Annotated in this window: 17 protein-coding genes; 8 read left to right on the top strand and 9 right to left on the bottom strand. The window is 59.5% G+C overall.

The features are described 5' to 3' along the window. Positions 1-32: 32 nt before the first annotated feature. Positions 33-941 carry a LysR family transcriptional regulator gene (locus D3M70_RS02290; protein ID WP_120124020.1) on the top strand — a complete coding sequence of 303 codons (909 nt, stop codon included), beginning with the start codon at positions 33-35 and terminating at the stop codon, positions 939-941. A 248-nt stretch (positions 942-1189) separates the two neighbouring features. Here D3M70_RS02290 and D3M70_RS02295 read toward each other — a convergent pair whose 3' ends face one another. The 4 genes from D3M70_RS02295 to D3M70_RS02310 form a co-directional block, all read right to left on the bottom strand. After that, on the bottom strand, positions 1190-2968 hold the full coding sequence (locus D3M70_RS02295; protein WP_120124022.1) for an acyl-CoA dehydrogenase C-terminal domain-containing protein: 1779 nt from the start codon (positions 2966-2968) through the stop codon (positions 1190-1192). A 223-nt stretch (positions 2969-3191) separates the two neighbouring features. Next, positions 3192-4487 carry a GGDEF domain-containing protein gene (locus D3M70_RS02300; RefSeq protein ID WP_120124024.1) on the bottom strand — a complete coding sequence of 432 codons (1296 nt, stop codon included), beginning with the start codon at positions 4485-4487 and terminating at the stop codon, positions 3192-3194. 165 nt (positions 4488-4652) lie between these two features. Continuing rightward, complete coding sequence (locus D3M70_RS02305) at positions 4653-6458, bottom strand: phenylacyl-CoA dehydrogenase (RefSeq protein WP_120124026.1); 1806 nt, start codon at positions 6456-6458, stop codon at positions 4653-4655. 359 nt (positions 6459-6817) lie between these two features. Next, the gene (locus tag D3M70_RS02310; protein ID WP_120124028.1) at positions 6818-7114 is read right to left on the bottom strand and encodes a pyrroloquinoline quinone biosynthesis protein PqqE; all 297 of its coding nucleotides are present in this window, start codon (positions 7112-7114) and stop codon (positions 6818-6820) included. Between the two features lie 307 nt (positions 7115-7421). Here D3M70_RS02310 and D3M70_RS02315 point away from each other — a divergent pair, with 307 nt between their 5' ends. The 6 genes from D3M70_RS02315 to D3M70_RS02340 all read left to right on the top strand — a co-directional run bounded on the left by D3M70_RS02315 (position 7422) and on the right by D3M70_RS02340 (position 14068). After that, the gene (locus D3M70_RS02315) at positions 7422-8231 is read left to right on the top strand and encodes a LuxR C-terminal-related transcriptional regulator (protein WP_120124030.1); all 810 of its coding nucleotides are present in this window, start codon (positions 7422-7424) and stop codon (positions 8229-8231) included. A gap of 238 nt (positions 8232-8469) precedes the next feature. Further along, positions 8470-9606, top strand: a complete 1137-nt coding sequence (locus D3M70_RS02320) for an ABC transporter ATP-binding protein (protein WP_120124418.1) — start codon at positions 8470-8472, stop codon at positions 9604-9606. Between the two features lie 62 nt (positions 9607-9668). Beyond that, the gene (locus D3M70_RS02325) at positions 9669-10820 is read left to right on the top strand and encodes a PotD/PotF family extracellular solute-binding protein (RefSeq protein ID WP_120124032.1); all 1152 of its coding nucleotides are present in this window, start codon (positions 9669-9671) and stop codon (positions 10818-10820) included. Positions 10821-10850: 30 nt separating this feature from the next. Then, positions 10851-11783, top strand: a complete 933-nt coding sequence (locus tag D3M70_RS02330) for an ABC transporter permease (RefSeq protein ID WP_120124033.1) — start codon at positions 10851-10853, stop codon at positions 11781-11783. A gap of 1 nt (position 11784) precedes the next feature. Beyond that, the gene (locus tag D3M70_RS02335) at positions 11785-12603 is read left to right on the top strand and encodes an ABC transporter permease (protein WP_120124035.1); all 819 of its coding nucleotides are present in this window, start codon (positions 11785-11787) and stop codon (positions 12601-12603) included. Continuing rightward, complete coding sequence (locus D3M70_RS02340) at positions 12596-14068, top strand: aldehyde dehydrogenase family protein (protein WP_120124037.1); 1473 nt, start codon at positions 12596-12598, stop codon at positions 14066-14068. Before D3M70_RS02335 ends, D3M70_RS02340 begins: the two co-directional genes overlap by 8 nt. A gap of 85 nt (positions 14069-14153) precedes the next feature. Here the strand turns inward: D3M70_RS02340 and bioD are convergent, their stop codons facing one another. The 5 genes from bioD to bioB form a co-directional block, all read right to left on the bottom strand. Further along, positions 14154-14834, bottom strand: coding sequence for a dethiobiotin synthase (gene bioD, locus D3M70_RS02345; protein ID WP_120124420.1), 681 nt, complete (start codon positions 14832-14834; stop codon positions 14154-14156). An 88-nt stretch (positions 14835-14922) separates the two neighbouring features. Beyond that, complete coding sequence (gene bioC / locus D3M70_RS02350; RefSeq protein ID WP_120124038.1) at positions 14923-15771, bottom strand: malonyl-ACP O-methyltransferase BioC; 849 nt, start codon at positions 15769-15771, stop codon at positions 14923-14925. Continuing rightward, complete coding sequence (locus tag D3M70_RS02355; protein ID WP_120124040.1) at positions 15764-16495, bottom strand: alpha/beta fold hydrolase; 732 nt, start codon at positions 16493-16495, stop codon at positions 15764-15766. Before D3M70_RS02355 ends, bioC begins: the two co-directional genes overlap by 8 nt. After that, positions 16488-17678 (bottom strand): 8-amino-7-oxononanoate synthase, encoded by a 1191-nt coding sequence (gene bioF, locus D3M70_RS02360; RefSeq protein ID WP_120124042.1) that lies wholly within the window; start codon positions 17676-17678, stop codon positions 16488-16490. Before bioF ends, D3M70_RS02355 begins: the two co-directional genes overlap by 8 nt. Positions 17679-17822: 144 nt before the next feature. Beyond that, entirely contained in the window at positions 17823-18878 is a 1056-nt protein-coding gene (gene bioB / locus D3M70_RS02365; RefSeq protein WP_120124043.1) for a biotin synthase BioB, read from the bottom strand. Positions 18879-18987: 109 nt separating this feature from the next. Here bioB and D3M70_RS02370 point away from each other — a divergent pair, with 109 nt between their 5' ends. Beyond that, positions 18988-19722 carry a ComF family protein gene (locus D3M70_RS02370; RefSeq protein WP_120124045.1) on the top strand — a complete coding sequence of 245 codons (735 nt, stop codon included), beginning with the start codon at positions 18988-18990 and terminating at the stop codon, positions 19720-19722. The last annotated feature ends 125 nt before the right edge of the window (positions 19723-19847 follow it).

Below are 19847 nucleotides of genomic sequence, written 5' to 3' on the forward strand. Positions count from 1 at the left end.
CGATTTTCCAGCCATTTCGATAAGAATTACTTATGGATTTCCGCCAACTGCGCTATTTCGTCGCGGTCTATGAAGAAGGACACGTAGGAAGGGCCGCCGAACGCCTGTCCCTGTCGCAACCGGCACTGTCGCAACAGATTCGTTTGCTGGAACACAGCCTCGACGTCAGCCTGTTCGAGCGAAGCAGTAAACGTCTGTTGCCCACCCTCGCCGCTCATACCCTTTACAACCATGCGATCCCGCTACTGGAAGGCATGCAGCGAGCGCGGGATGCACTGCGCAACTTCAAAGGCCAGTCCCAAAGAACGCTGGCAATCGGTGTGATGCAAACGGTGCACTCAAGTCTGGTTCCGCAAATGCTGGAGCATGTGCGCAAGGCTCAGCCGCATCTGGTAGTACAAATCTACGAGTTGAGCGCGATGGAAATCGAACGACGTCTGCTCAATGGCTCGCTGGATATCGGCATCAGTTATCTGCCGCCCCGTCAGCCGGGGCTGCACGGCATGCTGCTGTACGAAGACGAACTGAAACTCGTCATCCCGGCGAACCATCCGCTGCGCGAATTCAAGAAGGTCTCGATGAGCCAGGCGGCGGAATTGCCGATGCTGTTGCTGGGTGAGGAGTTTCAGGTGCGGCAGATCTGGCAGACGCAGCTGAGCAATCTGGGTCGTCGCCCTCACGTGCAGGCCGAGCTGAACAACATGTCGGGCATCCTCGACAGCTTGACCCACATGCGGCTTGCGACCGTGCTGCCAGGGCGCGCGCAGGATATTCAGGACAACGAGGAGTTGCTGTGGAAGCCGTTGAGCGAACCGCGGGTGCCGCTGCAGATCGGGCTTGTGTATCGAGACGCTCAAAGACAGCAGGCTACGCTGGAGTTGCTCAGGTCGGTGCTCGACGAGGTTGATAACCCGAAACCGGCATCGTTGACCAGGTTATAGGACGCGACCCGAGTTTTACAAAGCCCAGATAAAAGAAAACCCCGCCGAGGCGAGGTTTTCCAGACTGTTTCCCTGTGACTTCCATTTCTTCCCACCATCCTGGCAGGCTGTCCCTACGTGTCCATTTTGTCTGTTTGCGCATCCTGCGCGGCGTCCATGTGTGTAGATTAATGTTGGATCCATTGGAGCGATAGAGCCAGATTGTCAGCACGTCGTGTAAGCAAATGCTTACACGAAATCTACTGTCATCAGAACTGCGACGCATCTAGCAGGTACAACGATTCGCTGCCCGCCTTCACCGACGCTGCAAGCGACTGAATTCTCGGCAAAAGACGCGCGAAATAGAAACGTGCAGTGCCGAGTTTGCTGACGTAGAAGTCTTCCTGGGCTTCTTTACCCAGCGCAGCTTTGGCCGACATCGCCCACATGTAGGCGTATGCCGTGTAGCCGAATACGTGCAGATACTCGACCGACGCGGCACCAATCTCGTTCGGATTGCTGCGGGCACGGTCGAGCACCCAATCAGTCAATTCGTCCAGTGTCGTCAGTGCAGCGCTCAAAGGCTTGGTGAACTCGGCCAACGAATCGTCAGACGCAGAGATAAACTGGCGAACCTCTTCCGAGAACAGCCTGTAATACGCGCCACCCGTGGCGACGACCTTGCGCCCCATCAAGTCCAGCGCCTGGATGCCGTTGGTGCCTTCGTAAATCTGGGTGATACGCACGTCGCGGACCAGTTGCTCCTGGCCCCATTCACGAATGTAACCGTGGCCGCCGAACACTTGCTGACCATGAACAGTGGTGTCCAGGCCCATGTCGGTCAGAAAAGCCTTGGCGACTGGCGTCAGCAATGCGACCAGGCCGTCGGCGCGTTCGCGCACTTGCGCATCTTCGCTGTACTTGGCGGTGTCCAGCTGCATTGCGACATAGGTGGAGAAAGCACGTCCGCCTTCGTTCAGCGCTTTCATGGTCAACAGCATGCGACGCACGTCCGGATGGACGATGATCGGGTCAGCGATGGTGTCTTTGGACTGCGCGCCAGTCGGCGCACGGCTCTGCAGGCGATCGCGGGCGTACTCGATGGCGTTCTGGTAGGAACGCTCGCCCGAAGCCAGCCCTTGAATACCCACGCCCAGACGCTCGTAGTTCATCATCGTGAACATCGCCGCCAGGCCCTTGTTTGGCTCGCCGATCAGATAGCCTTCAGCCCCATCGAAGTTCATCACGCAGGTGGCGGAGGCCTGAATCCCCATCTTGTGCTCGATGGAGCCACAGGAAACCGTGTTGCGCGCACCCAGGCTACCGTCGCCATTGACCAGGAATTTCGGCACCAGGAACAAGGAAATGCCTTTCGGGCCAGCTGGCGCGTCCGGCAGTTTCGCCAACACCAGATGAATGATGTTTTCGGTGAGGTCGTGCTCACCGCCGGTGATGAATATCTTGGTGCCGCTGATTTTGTAAGAACCGTCCACCTGCGGTTCCGCCTTGGTCCGAATGATGCCCAGGTCAGTCCCGGCGTGGGCTTCGGTCAGGCACATGGAGCCTGCCCAGATACCGGCATACATGTTTGGCAGATAGATGGCTTTCAAATCTTCGCTGGCGTGGGTGTTGATCGAAACACAGGCGCCGGACGTGAGCATCGGGTAAAGGCCGAAGGCCAGGCTTGATGAGTTGACCATCTCTTCTACTTGCGCCGACACCGCCTTTGGCATTCCCATACCACCGAATTCGGGGTTACCGCCAACGCCAACCCAGCCGCCTTCAGCGTAAGTCCTGTAAGCCTGAATAAAGCCTGCCGGCGTGGTCACGGCGGTATCTTTCCAATGGCAACCCTCTTCGTCGGCCGCGCGGCTCAGGGGGGCGACGGATCTGCTGGTGACCTTGCCGGCCTCTTCGAGAATCGCTTCGACGGTTTCCGCATCCACCGCCTCAGAAAGCTCGGGCAGCGTCGCCCAGAGTCTGGAGACCTCGAACACTTCATTGAGGACGAAGCGCATATCGCGCAAAGGCGCTTTGTAGTCAGCCATGGCAAACCTCGCAAACAGCAGCAGATAACCCGGAAAAGAGACGCCGCAGACATTCTGCGGCGTCTATGTGTCAGTTGATCCGAGTGTACCTGAACACCATTTGCGACACATAGGGTCAGGTCGTGACCATTTATCTATTTATGGTCACTCATTAACGATGACAATAACGAGGCCTTCACGGGTCAGTGAAAGCTGTGATTACAACCAAATGAGAACTGGACGTTTAGCTGACGGCGGCCATTCTCACAGCGCCGCGTTTATGGGTCTGACCGTGCGCAATGACGCAATTTCGACCAGCGCCTTTAGCAGCATAGAGCGCCTGGTCTGCGGCCTTGAGCACTTCTTCGGGGTTGCGATGCTCGGGTTGGCGCTCGGCGACCCCCATACTGACCGTTACCGAAACGGTTGAAGCCTGACTCCCTGCACGGCGCTGACGACCTTGCTGATCGTCCTGTGGACGACTGTCCGGATTACGAAGATGGATTGCGTAATTGGCGATGGTTTCGCGAATGACTTCCAGATGCGGCATGCACTCGTCCAGCGTCTTGCCCGCGAACACAATGGCGAATTCTTCCCCGCCGTAGCGATAGGCCCTACCGCCGCCGTTGGTGATCTTCGACAGTTTGCTCGCCACCAGGCGCAGCACTTGGTCACCGACGTCATGACCGTGGGTATCGTTGAATTTCTTGAAGTGGTCGACGTCACTCATTGCCAGCACGTAATTGCGACCCAGACGTTGCATGCGCTCGTTCAGTGCGCGCCTTCCCGGCAAGCCGGTCAGTTCATCACGAAATGCCATCTGATAAGCCTCGTGAGCGACCCCCGAGGCAATCATCAGCATCACCTGACTGCACATGATGTTCAGCGTAAACGGGAGAATGAAGGTTTTCGGCAGTGCCCAGAACAGACCGAGCAGACCCACCAGCTGCGCCGCATGCAGCGGGCGAGGCTTGCGGATGTACTGGGTGATCAATACGGCGAAGGCGATCAGGAAGGTGGCGTAGGACAGCTGTATCAGGCTCATCCATTCGCCATGCAGCGATGGCCAGCGGATGTCGGCGAGCCAGGCCAGCAGACTTGCCGGGAAGCTTTGCTCCAGCCCCAACGCCACGCTTGCGACTGCAACAAGGACGGCCAGTCTCGCGACGAGGTCCTGAAACAGATGCGTGCGCTCTTCCCAAGCGGCGTAAAGCGCGTACATCACAGGCAATAACAGACAACAGAGGTGAAAAACGACGGCGGCGTCTTCACGGACTTTTCCATTGTCGCGGTAGTAATCGGTCTGGGTATCGAGCAGAAAGTAGGCGATGTAAACCGTGATCATCAAAAACAGTTCGCGCTGGCGTTTGTAAACGCCGCAATACGCGCCACCCAGTAGCAGCACCAAAGTGGGGAGCACGTTGAACAGTGAAGTGAAGAACACATTGAGGTCCTTCACATACGCAGCCGCGAGTCCAGCGAACAGGAGCGCCAGTGACGGTATGAAATGGCTGATACGTGCAGCGGAAGGGCGCAGCAAGAGGACTGACTCCTACTTTTACAAATCGAATGGCATTGTGCCTTTATCGGCCGCACATCCGATTTGATTAGCAGTAAATGTGAGGCAGATCACTCTTTTCAGGCGCCCACAAAAAAGCCGCCTGTCCCGAAGGACAAGCGGCTTGAGGTAAAACGCTTATTCGAATTAGTAAGCCAGACCGAAGTGCTCTTCGTTCATGTCCATCAGGTTGTTGGCGCCCGACAGCATGGCCGCAACATGAGTGCGTGTGCGCGGCAGGATACGCTGGAAGTAGAAGCGCGCAGTCTGCAATTTGGCGGTGTAGAACGCCTCTTCGGTGGTGCCGGCAGCCAGTTTCTCAGCTGCGACACGTGCCATGTCAGCCCAGAAGTACGCCAGGCAGACGTAGCCGGAGAACATCAGGTAATCCACCGAAGCAGCACCGACTTCTTCACGGTCCTTCATGGCGGCCATGCCGACCTTCATTGTCAGATCGCCCCACTCCTTGTTCAGTGCAGCCAGCGGTGTAACGAATTCGTTGACCGCTTCGTTGCCTTCCTGCGCCTGGCAGAACTTGTGAACGATCTTGGTAAAGCCCTTCAGCGCCTCGCCTTGAGTCATCAGCACTTTACGACCCAGCAGGTCGAGGGCCTGAACGCCGGTGGTGCCTTCGTACAGCATCGAAATGCGGCTGTCGCGAACGTTCTGCTCCATGCCCCACTCGGCGATGAAGCCGTGGCCACCGTAAATCTGCACGCCATGGTTGGCGGATTCGAAACCGACTTCGGTCATGAACGCTTTGGCGATTGGGGTCATGAACGCCAGCAGGCCATCGGCTTGCTTCTTGGCTTCTGCGTCATCGCTGTATTTAACGATGTCGACCTGTTTGGCGGTGAAGTACACCATCGCACGAGTGCCTTCGGCGAAGGCTTTCATGGTCAGCAGCATGCGACGCACGTCCGGGTGAACGATGATCGGGTCAGCAGCCTTGTCCGGCGCTTTCGGGCCGGTCAGCGAACGCATTTGCAGACGTTCACGGGCGTATTTCAGACCGCCCTGGAAGCCGATCTCGGCATGAGCCAGACCTTGCAGAGCGGTGCCCAGACGCGCGGTGTTCATGAAGGTGAACATGCAGTTCAGGCCTTTGTTCGGCGGGCCGATCAGGAAACCGGTGGCGCTGTCGAAGTTCATCACGCAGGTGGCGTTGCCGTGAATGCCCATCTTGTGTTCAAGCGAGCCACAGCTCACCGCGTTGCGCTCGCCAATGCTGCCATCGGCGGCGGGCAGGAACTTGGGAACGATGAACAGCGAGATACCTTTGGTACCCGCAGGCGCGTCCGGCAGACGGGCCAGTACGATGTGGACGATGTTATCGGCCATGTCGTGTTCGCCAGCGGAAATGAAGATCTTGGTGCCGGAAACCTTGTAGGAACCATCGGCCTGAGGTTCGGCCTTGGTGCGCAGCATGCCCAGGTCAGTACCGCAGTGAGGTTCGGTCAGGCACATGGTGCCTGTCCACTCACCTGAAACCAGCTTGGTCAGGTAAGCGTCTTGCTGCTCTGGGGTGCCGTGCTCGGAGATAGTGTTCATCGCGCCATGGGACAAGCCTGGGTACATGCCCCACGACCAGTTGGCTTCGCCGACCATTTCGCTGACTGCCAGACCCAGCGACTCAGGCAAACCCTGACCGCCATGAGCAACGTCGTGAGCCAGGCTCGGCCAGCCGCCTTCGACGAACTGCTTGTAAGCCTCTTTGAAGCCGGTCGGGGTCTTGACGCCGGACTCGCTCCAGGTGCAGCCCTCGGTATCACCCACGCGGTTCAGCGGTGCCAGTACCTGCTCACAAAACTTGGCGCCTTCCTCGAGAATGGCGTCGACCATGTCAGGCGTGGCGTCCTGGCATGCGGGCAGACTCTGATAGTGCGCTTCGTAACCGAGCAGTTCGTCACGAACGAAGCGAATATCACGCAAGGGGGCCTTGTAGTCAGGCATAGCGATAAACCTCTGCTGATGAATCCTGGAAATGGATGACCGTTCGGTCACTGCGGGGACTGGCCCCTCCACCGATGTCTTTAATGTTGTCCGGCGGTCAAACAGGTGTTTGAAACATACGTTTACGCCTAATTATTGTCAAGAGTGCGTCATGAACCTTTCATCGACGATGCGTTTGAAATCACGAACGAACGCACCCGCAGCACACAGAAATTGCTGAGCCGATAGGGTTGAGTCTAGTTGACGGGGTGTCGAGAATGGCGGTCAGAGCGCCGCGATTCGGACGGCTGATAGGGCGTTATTCAGAGAGGGGAGAAGCCGACATCGATGTGCGCCGAAGCGCACGAGGGGGGGAGAACTCAAGCGTAGGTGTCGATCAACGTGCCGAGCATTTCGTCGCTGGCCTTTTCGACTTTGACACCCGCCTGAACCTGGATCTTGCCTTGGGTCAATTCGACGACATTGGTCGCCATATCGGATGCGGGAGGACGGTCGACCGCACGCAGACGCTCCAGTTGAAAATCCGAGGACTGTGTGCGACCGGAGACCTCAGTCGCCGGGCTGGCCAATTGAGTGGCGGCCTGATCGACACGATTCTGCCCGACCTGAATAGCACTCAAGCCTGGATACAACGTGTTGTTCAGTGAAATTTGCATGACCACGATCCTCTGTTCATAAAGCGAACAATCAGCATTGAAACAGACGACGCTCGAAAACGCCCGTCAAAAACCATAATGGCATTGGGCCGCCTAATAGAGGCAGCCCGACACCATCGACGAACGTTACTCGTAGCAACCGGTGACACGCCTTGCGTGAAAATGGTGCAGCGCGAAACAGTTCCGAGCTCACCATAACCGGTTGGCGCCCTGCTCGCCGCGCCCATGGTCTGGAAATGTGCAGTGGCGCACATCCTGCATCCTGTGCTGAACTGCCCTCTCCACGGACCCGCCCTCGAACGTCTCCATGCGCCCAAAGGAACTGAAACACTGGACCACTGGCATCGCTCATCTTCTCGACCTTGCGGGAGGCGCCGCGCGTTTGGCGGGTTTGAGTCAGTGGCTAAAGCAGATTGCGCCGGTCGATCACTTCGTCCTGTTCGTCTATGAGGGCAACCACCGTCCGTTGGCGCTGTTCGACACCTTCGCCCCTGACAAACGCAAGATTTACGTCGACGACTATCAGGTCGGGCCTTATCTGCTCGATCCGTTTTATCTCGCCTGTACACGCAAGCAGCAGCCAGGGCTGTGGCGCCTGCGCCAGTTCGCCCCGGACCACTTCTACCTCAGCGAGTATTACCTGGCGTATTACCAGCAAACGGGCCTGGCGGAAGAAGTCGCATTTTTCGTCGACTTGGGCGGTGACGCGATGGCCGTGCTGTCACTGATGCGTGCGACCGCCAGCTGCGCATTCAGCCGTGACGAACTGCAGTTGATGGAATGCGCGCAGGCTGTCGTTGAGCAGGTCATTACCGAGGCGTGGCGCCAGCATCGCGTGCAACAACCTCGCTCGCCTCAGGATCTGGACTTCAAGGTTCACGCCGCTTTCGACCATTTCGGCGATCACATCCTTACCGGACGCGAGCAGGAAATCGTTCGCCTGCTGTTGCGCGGCCATTCCAGTGCGTCGGTTGCGCAACAACTTTCGATCAGTCCGGGGACGGTGAAAATCCATCGCAAGAACATCTACGCCAAGCTCGGCATCGGCAGCCAGGCCGAGCTTCTGGGGCTGTTCATACGTGAGCTGACGGGGCCGGATATCGCCGTTTCAGCCTGATCCTGCCCCCTGGCTGACTATTATCACTCCCTGTAGCAGTCCGGCATGCCGACGATGACGTAATCAAAATTGCTACCGCCGGCAAGCCGGACTGCTACAGAAGATTTGCGGCGGGGCAGCGCTTTATTCCGAATCCAGAAACGACCTCTATCCCCCGAGGGATATATACAGCGCAAAACCGCGATTGTTAGTTTGGCCTCCATTGCAGGGAACCCTGCACGGAATGCGAGAGCCAATGATGAGCGACAGTCGCCACGAAAACGATATCGAGTTCTGCAACGTAGAAAAGCACTACGGGAACCTGAAGGCCGTCAACAACCTGAGTTTTCAGGTCAAGCGCGGCACGTTTCACTCTTACCTCGGCGGCTCCGGCTGCGGCAAGACCACGACGCTGCGCATGATCGCAGGCTTCGATCAGCCGACGCTCGGCGAGGTGCGTCTGGGCGGCAAGAATGTCGCAGGCGTGCCGGCCTATCAGCGTCCGGTGAACATGGTCTTCCAGCATTACGCGCTGTTTCCACACATGACCGTGTCGCAGAACATCGCGTACGGGCTGCGTTATCTGACACCCCGCCCCGATAAAAAAGAACAGCAGCGTCGCGCCGACGAAGCGCTGGAGATGGTGCGGCTGTCCGGGCTTGGCCACCGCAAGCCCAGCGAGCTGTCCGGTGGCCAACAACAACGAGTGGCACTGGCCAGAGCCTTGGTGAACAAACCGACCGTGCTCTTGCTCGACGAACCACTGGCGGCGCTGGATCGCAAGTTGCGCAAGGAAATGCAGTCCGAACTGCTGCGTCTACAACGGGAAGTCGGCATCACCTTCGTGCTGGTGACCCACGATCAGGAAGAGGCGCTGTCGATGAGCGACAGCATCAGCGTCATGCACAGCGGCTCGATCATCCAGACCGCCTCCCCCGAACAACTCTACGAAGCGCCAGCGACTCGTTATGTGGCGGACTTCATCGGCGAATCAAATCTGTTCAACGGCACCGTGCGCCATGTGCAGGGCAATTCAGCACTGCTGCGCACAGAGCAAGGCATCGAACTGAGCAGCCCTCTGACACCCAACGGTGCCCCCTTGAGCGCCAATGTCGAAGGCTGCATCGCGGTGCGCCCCGAGCTGATCGACATCGCCGCGAAGGGCAGCCTGCAGGGACGAGATGTCACGCTGGACGGCTGCGTTGAAGACCGGATCTATCTCGGCAACATCACCGAATACCGTGTGCGCACCCAGCCGTTCGGGATCGTCTGCGTGCGCGTGCCGCGCCAGCATGGCTCGGGCGCCCAAAGCACGTTCGACAACGCAGGTTTTGAACACGGCGCGGCAGTGCAGGTGGGCTGGAACAACGCCAGCGGCCTGGCCATGGCTTTGTAGGGATTCAAGCAGCGAGCACAGCAACTCTAACGATCGAACACTTATCAGACGGGGAGAATGCCATGGACCAGAAGACTTTTATCAAGACGATGCGCAGTTGGCAGAACGGCTCGATCACTCGCCGGGACTTCCTTGGGCGCACAGGCCTTGGCATCGCTGCAGCGGTGGTCGCCACCAACATGCCTGGTCTGCTCGCTGGCAGCTCGAGCGCCAGTGCGTTGGGCGCTGAAAAGAGCATCGGTGATCGACTCGGCCTGGCGACCTGGCCTAACTATCACAGCCAGGAAAACCTCGATAACTTCGCCAAGACCACCGGCGCTCGCGTGTCGATGAGCGTGTTCGGCTCCAACGAAGAAATGCTCGCCAAACTTCAGGCCGGTGGCAGCGGCTGGGACGTGCTGGTACCGACCAACTACACCATCAGTACCTACGTGAAACTGGGGCTGATCGAGCCGCTGGATCTGGCGCGCATTCCCAACTTCGACCCGACAGCGTTCCAGGAAAAGTTCATGGCCCAAGGCACGGTCGACGGCAAGGTTTACGCCGTGCCGAAAAACTGGGGCACCACCGGCATGGCCTACGACGGCGCCAAACTCAAGGCCAAACCGACCTCATGGAAAGAGTTCTGGGCCATCGCCAAGGACCAGGCCGACGGCCGCACCATGGTCCACGACTATCAACTGACCGCCATCGGTAACGCGCTGAAATCCTTCGGTTACAGCTTCAACTCCCTTGATCCGAAAGAACTGGCCGACGCCGAGAAGCTGCTGATCGAGGTCAAGCCGCACCTGTTCGCGATCAACTCCGATATTCAGCCATCGATGCGCAGCGGCGACGCCATTCTCGCCATGTCCTGGACCGGCGATGCCTCGCAACTGCATCGTGATATTCCGTCGATGGTCTACGCCTTGGGCAAGGAAGGCGGCGAGTTGTGGAGCGACTTCTTCGCGATCCCGAAAAGCGCCGAACACAAGGACGCCGCCTACGCATTCATCAATTACCTGCTCGACCCACAGCACAACAAGCTGGAAGTGCTGAGCCATGGCTACCCGAGCGGTGACAAGCGCGTCGACGCGCTGCTGCCCGCGGCAATGCTCAACGACCCGATCATGTACCCGGCCGCCGAGCAGTTGAGCCCGCTGGAGTTCGGCGCTGCCGCGACGCTGACCAGCCCGTGGCGCGCCGAACTGATGGCCCGCTTCAAGTCCGCATGACCTCTCGCTATGAGCAATAAGGAACCGCACATGGATGCCGTCATTAACTCAGCCGCGCGGCACGCCGAGGCCAGCGCGGCTGACGCTGATACTCAGCGCGCGCAGGACAAGCGGCGCAGCCTGGGGCGCCGAATCACGCTGCTGATGCTGCTGCCGTCGACCCTGTGGTTCCTGCTGCTTCTGGTGATGCCGCTGGTGATCATTCTGGTCTTCAGCTTTGGCGAACGCAGTGCCGTCGGCGGATACGCCGGGGGCCTGACGCTGGCCAACTATCTCAACCTCGGCTCCCGCGCCGCCGCGTTTGGCAACACATTGCTGCTCGCGCCGCTGGGGACGCTGGTGTGCCTGCTGGCCGCCTATCCGCTGGCGTATTTCCTTGCGGTCAAGGCCGGCAAGAATCGCTCGCTGTTACTGACGCTGGTGATCGTGCCGTTCTGGACCAGCTTCCTGATCCGCACCTACGCCTGGATTTTCATCCTCAGCGGCAAAGGCATTCCGGCGCTGCTCGCCAGCGTCGGGCTGGACGACGTGCGCCTGATCAACACGCCGTACGCGGTGCTGATCGGCATCGTCTACGGCTACCTGCCACTGATGGTGTTTCCGATCTACGTCAGCCTGGAAAAACTCGACAAACGCCTGCTGGAAGCTTCTGCCGATTTGGGCGCCAGCGCCTTCGAAAGCTTCCGACGGATCACTCTGCCACTCTCCGCACCGGGGATCATTACCGGGGTGATGCTGGTGTTCATTCTGCTGATGGGCGAATTCCTGATCCCCGCCGTGCTCGGTGGCGGCAAGGTGTTCTTCGTCGGTAATGCGCTAGTGGACCTGTTCCTGCAATCGCGCAACTGGCCATTCGGCAGTGCGCTGGCGATGACGCTGGTGGCAATCATGCTAGTGATCATCGGCGTCTATCTCAAACTGGTGGCCCGCTACGGCGGCAAGCCCGGCGAAGGAGCGCTCTGATATGTGGCTGCGCACGTATTCCACTTCGCTTTACCTGTTTCTCTACCTGCCGATTGCCCTGATCATGCTGTTCAGCTTCAACGCCGGTCGCAGTGGCCTGGCCTTCGAATGCTGCTCGGTGCAGTGGTTCGGTCGCGCCTTCAGCAACCCTTTCATCATGGAAGCCTTGGGCAACAGCGCGCTGATCGCTACCTGTTCGGCGGTGCTGGCAACGCTGTTCGGAACGCTGGCGGTGTTTGGCCTGCAGCGCGCCAATAGCAAGGTGCGGCTGGCGTTCGATGCCCTCACCTACTGCGCGATTATCATTCCCGGCATCGTCATCGGCATCTCGACGTTGATCGCCTTCATCAGCGTGTTCGACCTGATCAACCCGCTGCTGGCCCAACTGATGCCGAGCATTCCCAAGCTGAACATGGGTTTTTTCACCGTAGTCGCAGCCCATTCGTTATTCACCATGGCGTTGGTCATGGTGATCGTGCGTAGCCGCGTCGATTCTCTGGACAAAGCGTTGCAGGAGGCCTCCGCCGATCTGTACGCCCCGCCACTGGAGACCTTCTGGCGGGTGACCCTGCCGCAGATCACCCCGGCGATCATGGCGGGCTTCCTGCTGGCGTTCACTTTCAGCTTCGACGATTTCATCATCGCGTTCTTCGTCGCGGGCCCGGAAACCACGCTGCCGATCTACATCTTTTCGTCGATCCGGCGAGGCGTAACGCCGGAAATCAACGCCGTCTCGACTGTGATCATCTGCGCTTCGCTGGCCCTGCTGTTCACCTCCCGCTATCTGCAGAATCGCCGCACAGGAGCCTCACATGCGTGATCAGTTGTACATCAACGGCGAATGGGTCAGCCCCGATCTGGGCGGTTACATGGACGTCATCGATCCGGCGACCGAGCAGGTTCTGCAGCAGGTCGCGGCCGGCACCGAAGAGGACATCGATCACGCTGTGCGTGCTGCGCGAAGGGCGTTCGACAGCAACTGGGGGCAGACCACAGGCGCCGAACGGGCTGTCTGGCTGGAGGCGCTGGCCGACGAACTGCAAGGCTCTCAAGACGAATTGTCGACGCTCGAAGTGCGTGACAACGGAAAACCCTTGCCTGAAGCGCAGTGGGACATCGGTGATGCAATTGCCTGCTTTCGCTATTACGCGGGCCTGGCTAGTGAGCTGGACGGTCGGCAGGATCAGCCATTGACCCTGCCTGATGAACGCTTTCGTTGCCGCACTCGCCTGGAGCCGATCGGCGTCGCCGGGCAGATCATTCCGTGGAACTATCCGCTCCTGATGGCCGCCTGGAAAGTCGCGCCGGCACTGGCAGCAGGCGCGACAGCCGTATTGAAACCCTCGGAGCTGACACCACTCACAGCCCTGGAGCTGGCAGGCGCCGCAGACCGTATCGGTCTTCCGGCAGGCGTGCTGAACATTGTCACGGGACTTGGCGCCGACGCGGGCAGCCCACTCACGCTGCACCCTGGTGTCGACAAACTGGCCTTCACCGGCAGCGTCCCGACAGGGTCGAAAATCATGGCGGCGGCCGCCAGCGACATCAAGAACATCAGCCTGGAGCTGGGCGGAAAATCAGCGTTCATCGTGTTTGAAGACGCCGATGTCGAGGCAGCGGTGGAGTGGATTCTGTTCGGGATTTTCTGGAATCAGGGCCAGGTCTGCAGCGCGACGTCCCGCCTGCTGGTGCACGAAAACATTGCTGCGCGCCTGATTGAACGGCTGGTCGAGGAGACCCGCAAGATCACTATCGGCCAAGGTCTTGAGGAAGGCGTACTGCTTGGGCCGCTGGTAAGCCGCGGTCAATACGAAAAGGTGCTGGGTTTCGTTGATCAGGGCAAGGCCAGCGGCGCGAAGCTGCTCAGCGGTGGCAAGCGTCCAGCGCATCTGGAGCGGGGCTATTTCATGGAGCCTGCGATTTTCGATGAGCCCGCACACAACAGCGTCATCTGGTGCGAGGAAGTCTTTGGGCCGGTGCTCTGCATCAAGCGCTTCAAGGATGAACAGCAAGCGGTGCAGATGGCTAACGCCAGCCGCTTCGGCCTTGCGGCGGCAGTGATGAGCGCCGATCCGCAACGAGCGACGCGCGTGGCCAATCAGCTGCGCGCCGGAATCATCTGGGTGAACTGCTCACAACCCACCTTCGTCGAAGCGCCCTGGGGAGGAATGAAGCACAGCGGCATTGGCCGGGAGCTGGGCCAGTGGGGGCTGGATAACTATCTGGAGGTCAAGCAGGTGACCGAGTACGTCAGCGATCAGGCTTGGGGTTGGTATATCAGATGATTTCACCTGATTGACGCAGAGCGTCAGACGAAGCATTCCCACGCAGAGCGTGGGAACGATCACTGGATCTGACGAACCCAGCGCCCTAGTCCAGCAGCTCCAGATGCAGATGCTCGGCAACCATTTCCGCAGTGGCCTTCTTCATATGCGGCACGCGGCCCAGGCACGGCGCGGGTAGGCGCTCGGCCAGGGTCGCCAGGTTTTCTTCGAGGCGCGAGGTTTTGGGGTCGATGATATTCGCCACCCAGCCCGCCAGTTGCAGCCCGTCATTGGCAATTGCCTCGGCAGACAGCAACGCGTGGCTGATGCAACCCAGCCGCACCCCCACCACTAGAATCACGGGTAGCTTCAACGCGATCGCCAGATCGGAAAGGTTCGCCTGATCCGCCAACGGCACGCGCCAGCCGCCCGCGCCCTCGATGAGGGTGAAGTCGGCTTGTTTGGCGAGGATATGGCGCATCGGCTCGAGCAAAGAACTCACGGTCAGCGCAACCCCCGCCTCCCGCGCTGCCAGATGCGGGGCAATCGGCGGCTCGAAGGCAACAGGGTTGACCTCGTTATACGTCAACGCGATGGAACACTCGGCGCGCAACGCCACCGCATCGGGGTTGCGCAGGCCCTTGGGCTTCACATCGCAGCCGGAGGCGACAGGCTTGCCCGCCGCCGTGCTCAATCCGGATTGTCGCGCCGCATACAAAAGACCGGTGGCAATGGTGGTCTTGCCAACATCGGTATCGGTTCCCGCGATGAAATACGCAGCACTCATCTTGGCGACCATCCGTTCAGAATTTTTCAAACTATTGCCTATTCACTATAGCGCTCACACGAACGGCGCTCGCAAAACCGGTCACTTTTTAAACAATCGCAGGTTTTTCCAGCACGGCGTAGACCACCTGATAGGTCGCCGGCAGGCCTTTTTCCTGACGATAGCCTTCATAAGCCTCGATCAACGCCTGAATGCGCGCTCGCCCGGTCAACCCGCCCGGACGTCCCGGATTGATGTTGTGGGCGCCGAGGGCCTTGAGTTCGTGGGTCAAACTGCGCACGTCGGGGTAATGCAGAACGTGGGGCAGTACAGCCAGGCTGCGCACTTGCAGACCGCTGGCGGTGCACAGCGTCTGATAGTCCTCGAACTCGCGGAAACGATTGACGTGCACCATCCCGTCAACCGCCTGCCAACTGTCCCGCAACTCATACAGGGTACCGACGCACAGGCTGGCGAAACCGAATACGCCGCCGGGCTGCAACACTCGATTCGCCTCGCCGAGCACGGCGGCGAAATCCGAACACCACTGCACAGCGAGGCTGGAAAACATCAGCTCGACGCTGCCCTCGCGCAACGGCAAGTTCTCGGCATCGCCCGCCACGTAGTGCTGTGCACCACCCATAGGTCGAGCATGGCGCAACATGCCTTCGGCAATGTCCAGGGCGATGCCTTCGCTGTCAGGGAAAGTCTGCGCCAGCGCGCGGCTGAAATAACCGGTGCCACTGCCCAGATCGAGCCAGCGAAAGGGCGTCATCTGCGGTAGACGCGACATCAGCTCGGCGCCCACCGCGCGCTGCAACTCAGCAACGCTGTCATAACTTGCCGCTGCCTTGGAGAACGAAGCTGCTACCTGACGTTTGTCGGGCAGAGGGTTCTGGATTGTCGCCTGTTGCTGTTTCACGGCCTTCAACACCGCACAGTGGGAAAGATCAGTCATCACCGGACTCATGTAGGAACGCCTGGACCGCCCCGGCCACGCCGTGGGGGTTTTCCAGGATGAATGCGTGGCTGGCCTGCTCGATCACGCCGACTTCGATGTCAGGCAAGAGATTGAGCAGGTCGGTCGAAGCTTCTGCCGGTACCAACGCATCAAGACCGCCAAACAGATGTAACTGCGGGCCTCTGAAAGCCTGCAGTGCGGCACGAGTGTCCATCTGTTCGAGCAATTTGAGGCCTTCGATCAGGCCGTTGCTGGTACCTTGGGGCGCGCCAGCCTTCAGTTGTCGCGACAAGGCGCGGGGCTCTTCGGCGCCTTGTACGCAAAGCAGGCTGAAGCGCTTGAGGGTTGCATCCGGGTCGGCCTTGCAGCCATTGATGAACGCATCGAAATCAGTCTGCGGCATCGCATTCGGCCATTGGCTGCGGGCGACGAAACAGACATTGCTGGCAAATGTCGCCAGGCCACAGCAACGTTCACCACGTCTGGCCGCCAACTCAGCGGCCAGCATGCCGCCAAGGGACCAACCGCCCAGCCAGACGTTGTCCGGCACGCTCGAATCCAGTTCGTCGAGCCAGTCGCCGAGGTCATCGTTGTCCATATCCGGCAACGGTTCGATCTCGACCCGCAGGTGTTCATCCAGTCCACGTAACGCCGCCGCCAAGGGCTCCAGCGGCGAGATGCCAAGGCCCCAGCCCGGTAGCAGGATCAACCGATCACGCATGTTGTGACTCCAACGAATCGCTCTCGCCCAGCAGCGGATGGCACTGCTCCAGTGCTTCCAACAATAGCTGTACCTGAGCCTCGCTGTGCGCCGCGGACAACGTCACGCGCAAACGCGCGCTGCCAGCGGGTACGGTTGGCGGGCGAATCGCAGTCACCATCAACCCACGTTCGCGCAGCATTTGCGACAAACGCACTGCTCGGCCGCTGTCGCCGATGAGAATCGGCTGAATCGGCGTGAAGCTGTCCATCAGCTCCAGGCCAATGGCTTGCGCGCCATCGCGAAACTGCTTGATCAACGCTCGCAAATGCTCGCGACGCCAGTGTTCGGTGCGCAGCAATTCCAGGCTCTTCAGGGTAGCGCAGGCCAAGGCAGGTGGTTGGCTGGTGGTGTAGATGTAAGGCCGGGCAAACTGAATAAGGGTCTCGATCAGCGCTTCGCTGCCTGCGACGAACGCCCCGGCGGTGCCGAACGATTTGCCCAGGGTGCCGATCAACACCGGCACATCATCCATGCTCAATCCGAAATGCTCGACGATCCCTGCGCCGTTCGAACCCAGCGGGCCGAAGCCATGGGCGTCGTCAACCATCAGCCAGGCGTTTTTGGCTTTCGCGACCTTTGCAAGGGCCGGCAGGTCAGCGATGTCGCCGTCCATGCTGAACACGCCGTCAGTGACGACCAGAGTATCGCCCACTGACTTTTCCAGCCGAGAGGCCAGACTGTCAGCATCGTTATGCAGATAGCGGGAAAAACGTGCGCCGCTGAGCAGGCCGGCGTCGAGCAAAGACGCATGATTGAGGCGATCTTCCAGAACGGTATCGCCCTGCCCTACCAACGCGGTGACGGCGCCGAGATTGGCCATGTAGCCGTTTGAAAACAGCAATGCGCGCGGACGACCGGTGAGATCGGCCAAGGCTTCTTCCAGTTCGTGATGCGGGGTGCTGTGGCCGATGACCAGATGCGAGGCCCCGCCGCCCACACCCCAACGCTGCGCGCCAGCCTTCCAGGCGGTGATGACATCAGGGTGGTTGGCCAGGCCCATGTAGTCGTTGTTGCAGAACGCCAGCAGCGGCTTGCCATCGACCACGACTTCAGGGCCCTGCGGGCTTTCAAGCAGCGGACGCTGACGGTAAAGGTGTTCGGCACGACGGGCAGCGAGACGTGCGCTCAGATCGAAAGACATGCAGGCCTCGATGGTTCGGTGAGGGGAGCGCGTTAGCCGCAATCTCCTGTGGCAGCATGGTTTGCCGGCGGTCGCGATTCCGAATCCGTCACCGCGGGCAAGCCAGACTGCTACAGAAGTTGGTCGCAGTCAGGATTGAACGGATCAAACCGCCGCGTCGTAAAACATCTCGCTGCTTTTCTGCTCGATCAGCGCCTGCTCGATAGCCGCCTGATGAACTTCATCGGAATGCTCTTCACGCGCTTCCGGCTGGATGCCCAGACGCGAGAACAGCAGCATGTCCTTGTCAGCCTGCGGGTTGGCGGTGGTCAGCAGTTTGTCGCCGTAGAAGATCGAGTTGGCGCCGGCGAAGAACGCCAGGGCCTGCATCTGATCATTCATGGCCTCGCGGCCCGCGGACAGGCGCACATGGGACTGCGGCATCAGGATGCGCGCCACGGCCAGCATGCGGATGAAGTCGAACGGATCGACATCTTCGGCGTTGGCCAGCGGAGTACCCGCGACTTTCACCAACATGTTGATCGGCACCGACTCCGGGTGCTCAGGCAGGTTGGCCAGCTGGATCAACAGATTGGCGCGGTCATCCAGCGACTCGCCCATGCCGAGAATGCCGCCGGAGCAGATCTTCATGCCCGCATCACGCACGTACGCCAAGGTCTGCAGACGCTCGCTATAAGTACGGGTGGTGATGATGCTGGTGTAGAAGTCCGGCGAGGTGTCGAGGTTGTGGTTGTAGTAATCAAGACCCGCGTCAGCCAGTGCCTTGGTCTGATCCTGATCCAGCTTACCCAGGGTCATGCAGGTTTCCAGGCCCATGGCCTTGACGCCTTTGACCATTTCCAGCACGTACGGCATGTCTTTGGCTGACGGGTGCTTCCACGCGGCGCCCATGCAGAAACGGGTCGAACCGATTGCCTTGGCACGCGCCGCTTCTTCCAGCACTTGCTGGACCTGCATCAGCTTTTCTTTCTCCAGGCCGGTGTTGTAGTGGCCGGACTGCGGGCAGTACTTGCAGTCTTCAGGACAGGCGCCTGTCTTGATCGAGAGCAGGGTAGAGACTTGAACGCGGTTAGCGTCGAAATGAGCGCGGTGCACGGTTTGCGCCTGAAACAGCAGGTCATTGAACGGCTGTGTGAACAGTGCCCGGACCTCGGCTAGATTCCAGTCGTGACGCAAATTGGCATTGATGCTGGCGCTCATGGGCGGCTCCTTGATGTTTTTTGGCGAGCACCCGGGCGGTCAGCTCAATCGGCAAAACCAGAAAGTCCACAGGCGCAACACGGATGTTCGGCATATTTAAGGAAGTGACATGCGCTGTCAACCACACAACGGACATCAGGTTTACATCTGGTTAGAAAACGTACAGACCTGTCTGTTATGCGATGAGCAGACCGATTCACTCAGCCCGATCTGCATCGCCTGTGAAAGCGAACTGCCGTGGCTGATCGACCAATGTGAACACTGCGCTTTGCCCATGCCGATGTCAGGCCTGACCTGCGCGCAATGCCTGCGCCGTACCCCGGCGTTCGGCGACGTTATCGTGCCGTGGCTTTACGACTTCCCTATCGACACTTTGGTCACACGTTTCAAGCATCAGGGCAAATGGCCCATTGGACGGCTCTTGGCCGAACTGCTCGGGCAGACGTTGCAACATCGCTTCGACGAAGGGCTTCAGCGTCCTGACGTTTTGATCCCTGTACCGCTGGGCAACAAGAGAATGCGCCAACGCGGTTACAACCAGGCGGCAATGCTCGCTCGTTGGCTGGGAAGCGTACTGCAACTCCCTGTAGATGAAAAAACGATCAGACGCGTAAAGGAGACACCCGCACAACAGGGTCTGGATGCCAAGGCGAGGAAGCGCAATCTGCGCGATGCGTTCGCACTGATCGAACCACACCGTATCAGCGGAACACATGTCGCACTGATCGACGATGTGCTGACCACGGGTTCCACGGCTGACATGATCGCGCGGTTGCTGATCAGCGCCGGCGCCAGGAAGGTGGATGTGTATTGCCTGGCGAGAACGCCGAAGCCTGAAGATTGAATATGCAACGGATAGTGATAAACCCCTGTAGCAGTCCGGCTTGCCGGCGGTAGCGATGCCACAGAAGCTGCCGCCGGCAAGCCGGACTGCTACAGGGCTTCGTGTGGAACCCGAGGAAACTGGCT

The organism is Pseudomonas sp. LS-2 (genome assembly GCF_003605735.1).
Taxonomy (GTDB): Bacteria; Pseudomonadota; Gammaproteobacteria; order Pseudomonadales; family Pseudomonadaceae; genus Aquipseudomonas.

Coding starts and splice junctions, on each gene's coding strand:
- D3M70_RS02340 (WP_120124037.1), top strand. CDS start 12,596: ATGCGTGATCAGTTGTACATCAACGGCGAATGGGTCAGCCCCGATCTG.
- bioB (WP_120124043.1), bottom strand. CDS start 18,878: ATGAGCGCCAGCATCAATGCCAATTTGCGTCACGACTGGAATCTAGCC.
- bioD (WP_120124420.1), bottom strand. CDS start 14,834: ATGAGTGCTGCGTATTTCATCGCGGGAACCGATACCGATGTTGGCAAG.
- D3M70_RS02315 (WP_120124030.1), top strand. CDS start 7,422: ATGCGCCCAAAGGAACTGAAACACTGGACCACTGGCATCGCTCATCTT.
- D3M70_RS02295 (WP_120124022.1), bottom strand. CDS start 2,968: ATGGCTGACTACAAAGCGCCTTTGCGCGATATGCGCTTCGTCCTCAAT.
- bioC (WP_120124038.1), bottom strand. CDS start 15,771: ATGACTGATCTTTCCCACTGTGCGGTGTTGAAGGCCGTGAAACAGCAA.
- D3M70_RS02290 (WP_120124020.1), top strand. CDS start 33: ATGGATTTCCGCCAACTGCGCTATTTCGTCGCGGTCTATGAAGAAGGA.
- D3M70_RS02305 (WP_120124026.1), bottom strand. CDS start 6,458: ATGCCTGACTACAAGGCCCCCTTGCGTGATATTCGCTTCGTTCGTGAC.
- D3M70_RS02310 (WP_120124028.1), bottom strand. CDS start 7,114: ATGCAAATTTCACTGAACAACACGTTGTATCCAGGCTTGAGTGCTATT.
- D3M70_RS02320 (WP_120124418.1), top strand. CDS start 8,470: ATGAGCGACAGTCGCCACGAAAACGATATCGAGTTCTGCAACGTAGAA.
- bioF (WP_120124042.1), bottom strand. CDS start 17,678: ATGTCTTTCGATCTGAGCGCACGTCTCGCTGCCCGTCGTGCCGAACAC.
- D3M70_RS02355 (WP_120124040.1), bottom strand. CDS start 16,495: ATGCGTGATCGGTTGATCCTGCTACCGGGCTGGGGCCTTGGCATCTCG.
- D3M70_RS02330 (WP_120124033.1), top strand. CDS start 10,851: ATGGATGCCGTCATTAACTCAGCCGCGCGGCACGCCGAGGCCAGCGCG.
- D3M70_RS02335 (WP_120124035.1), top strand. CDS start 11,785: ATGTGGCTGCGCACGTATTCCACTTCGCTTTACCTGTTTCTCTACCTG.
- D3M70_RS02325 (WP_120124032.1), top strand. CDS start 9,669: ATGGACCAGAAGACTTTTATCAAGACGATGCGCAGTTGGCAGAACGGC.
- D3M70_RS02370 (WP_120124045.1), top strand. CDS start 18,988: ATGCGCTGTCAACCACACAACGGACATCAGGTTTACATCTGGTTAGAA.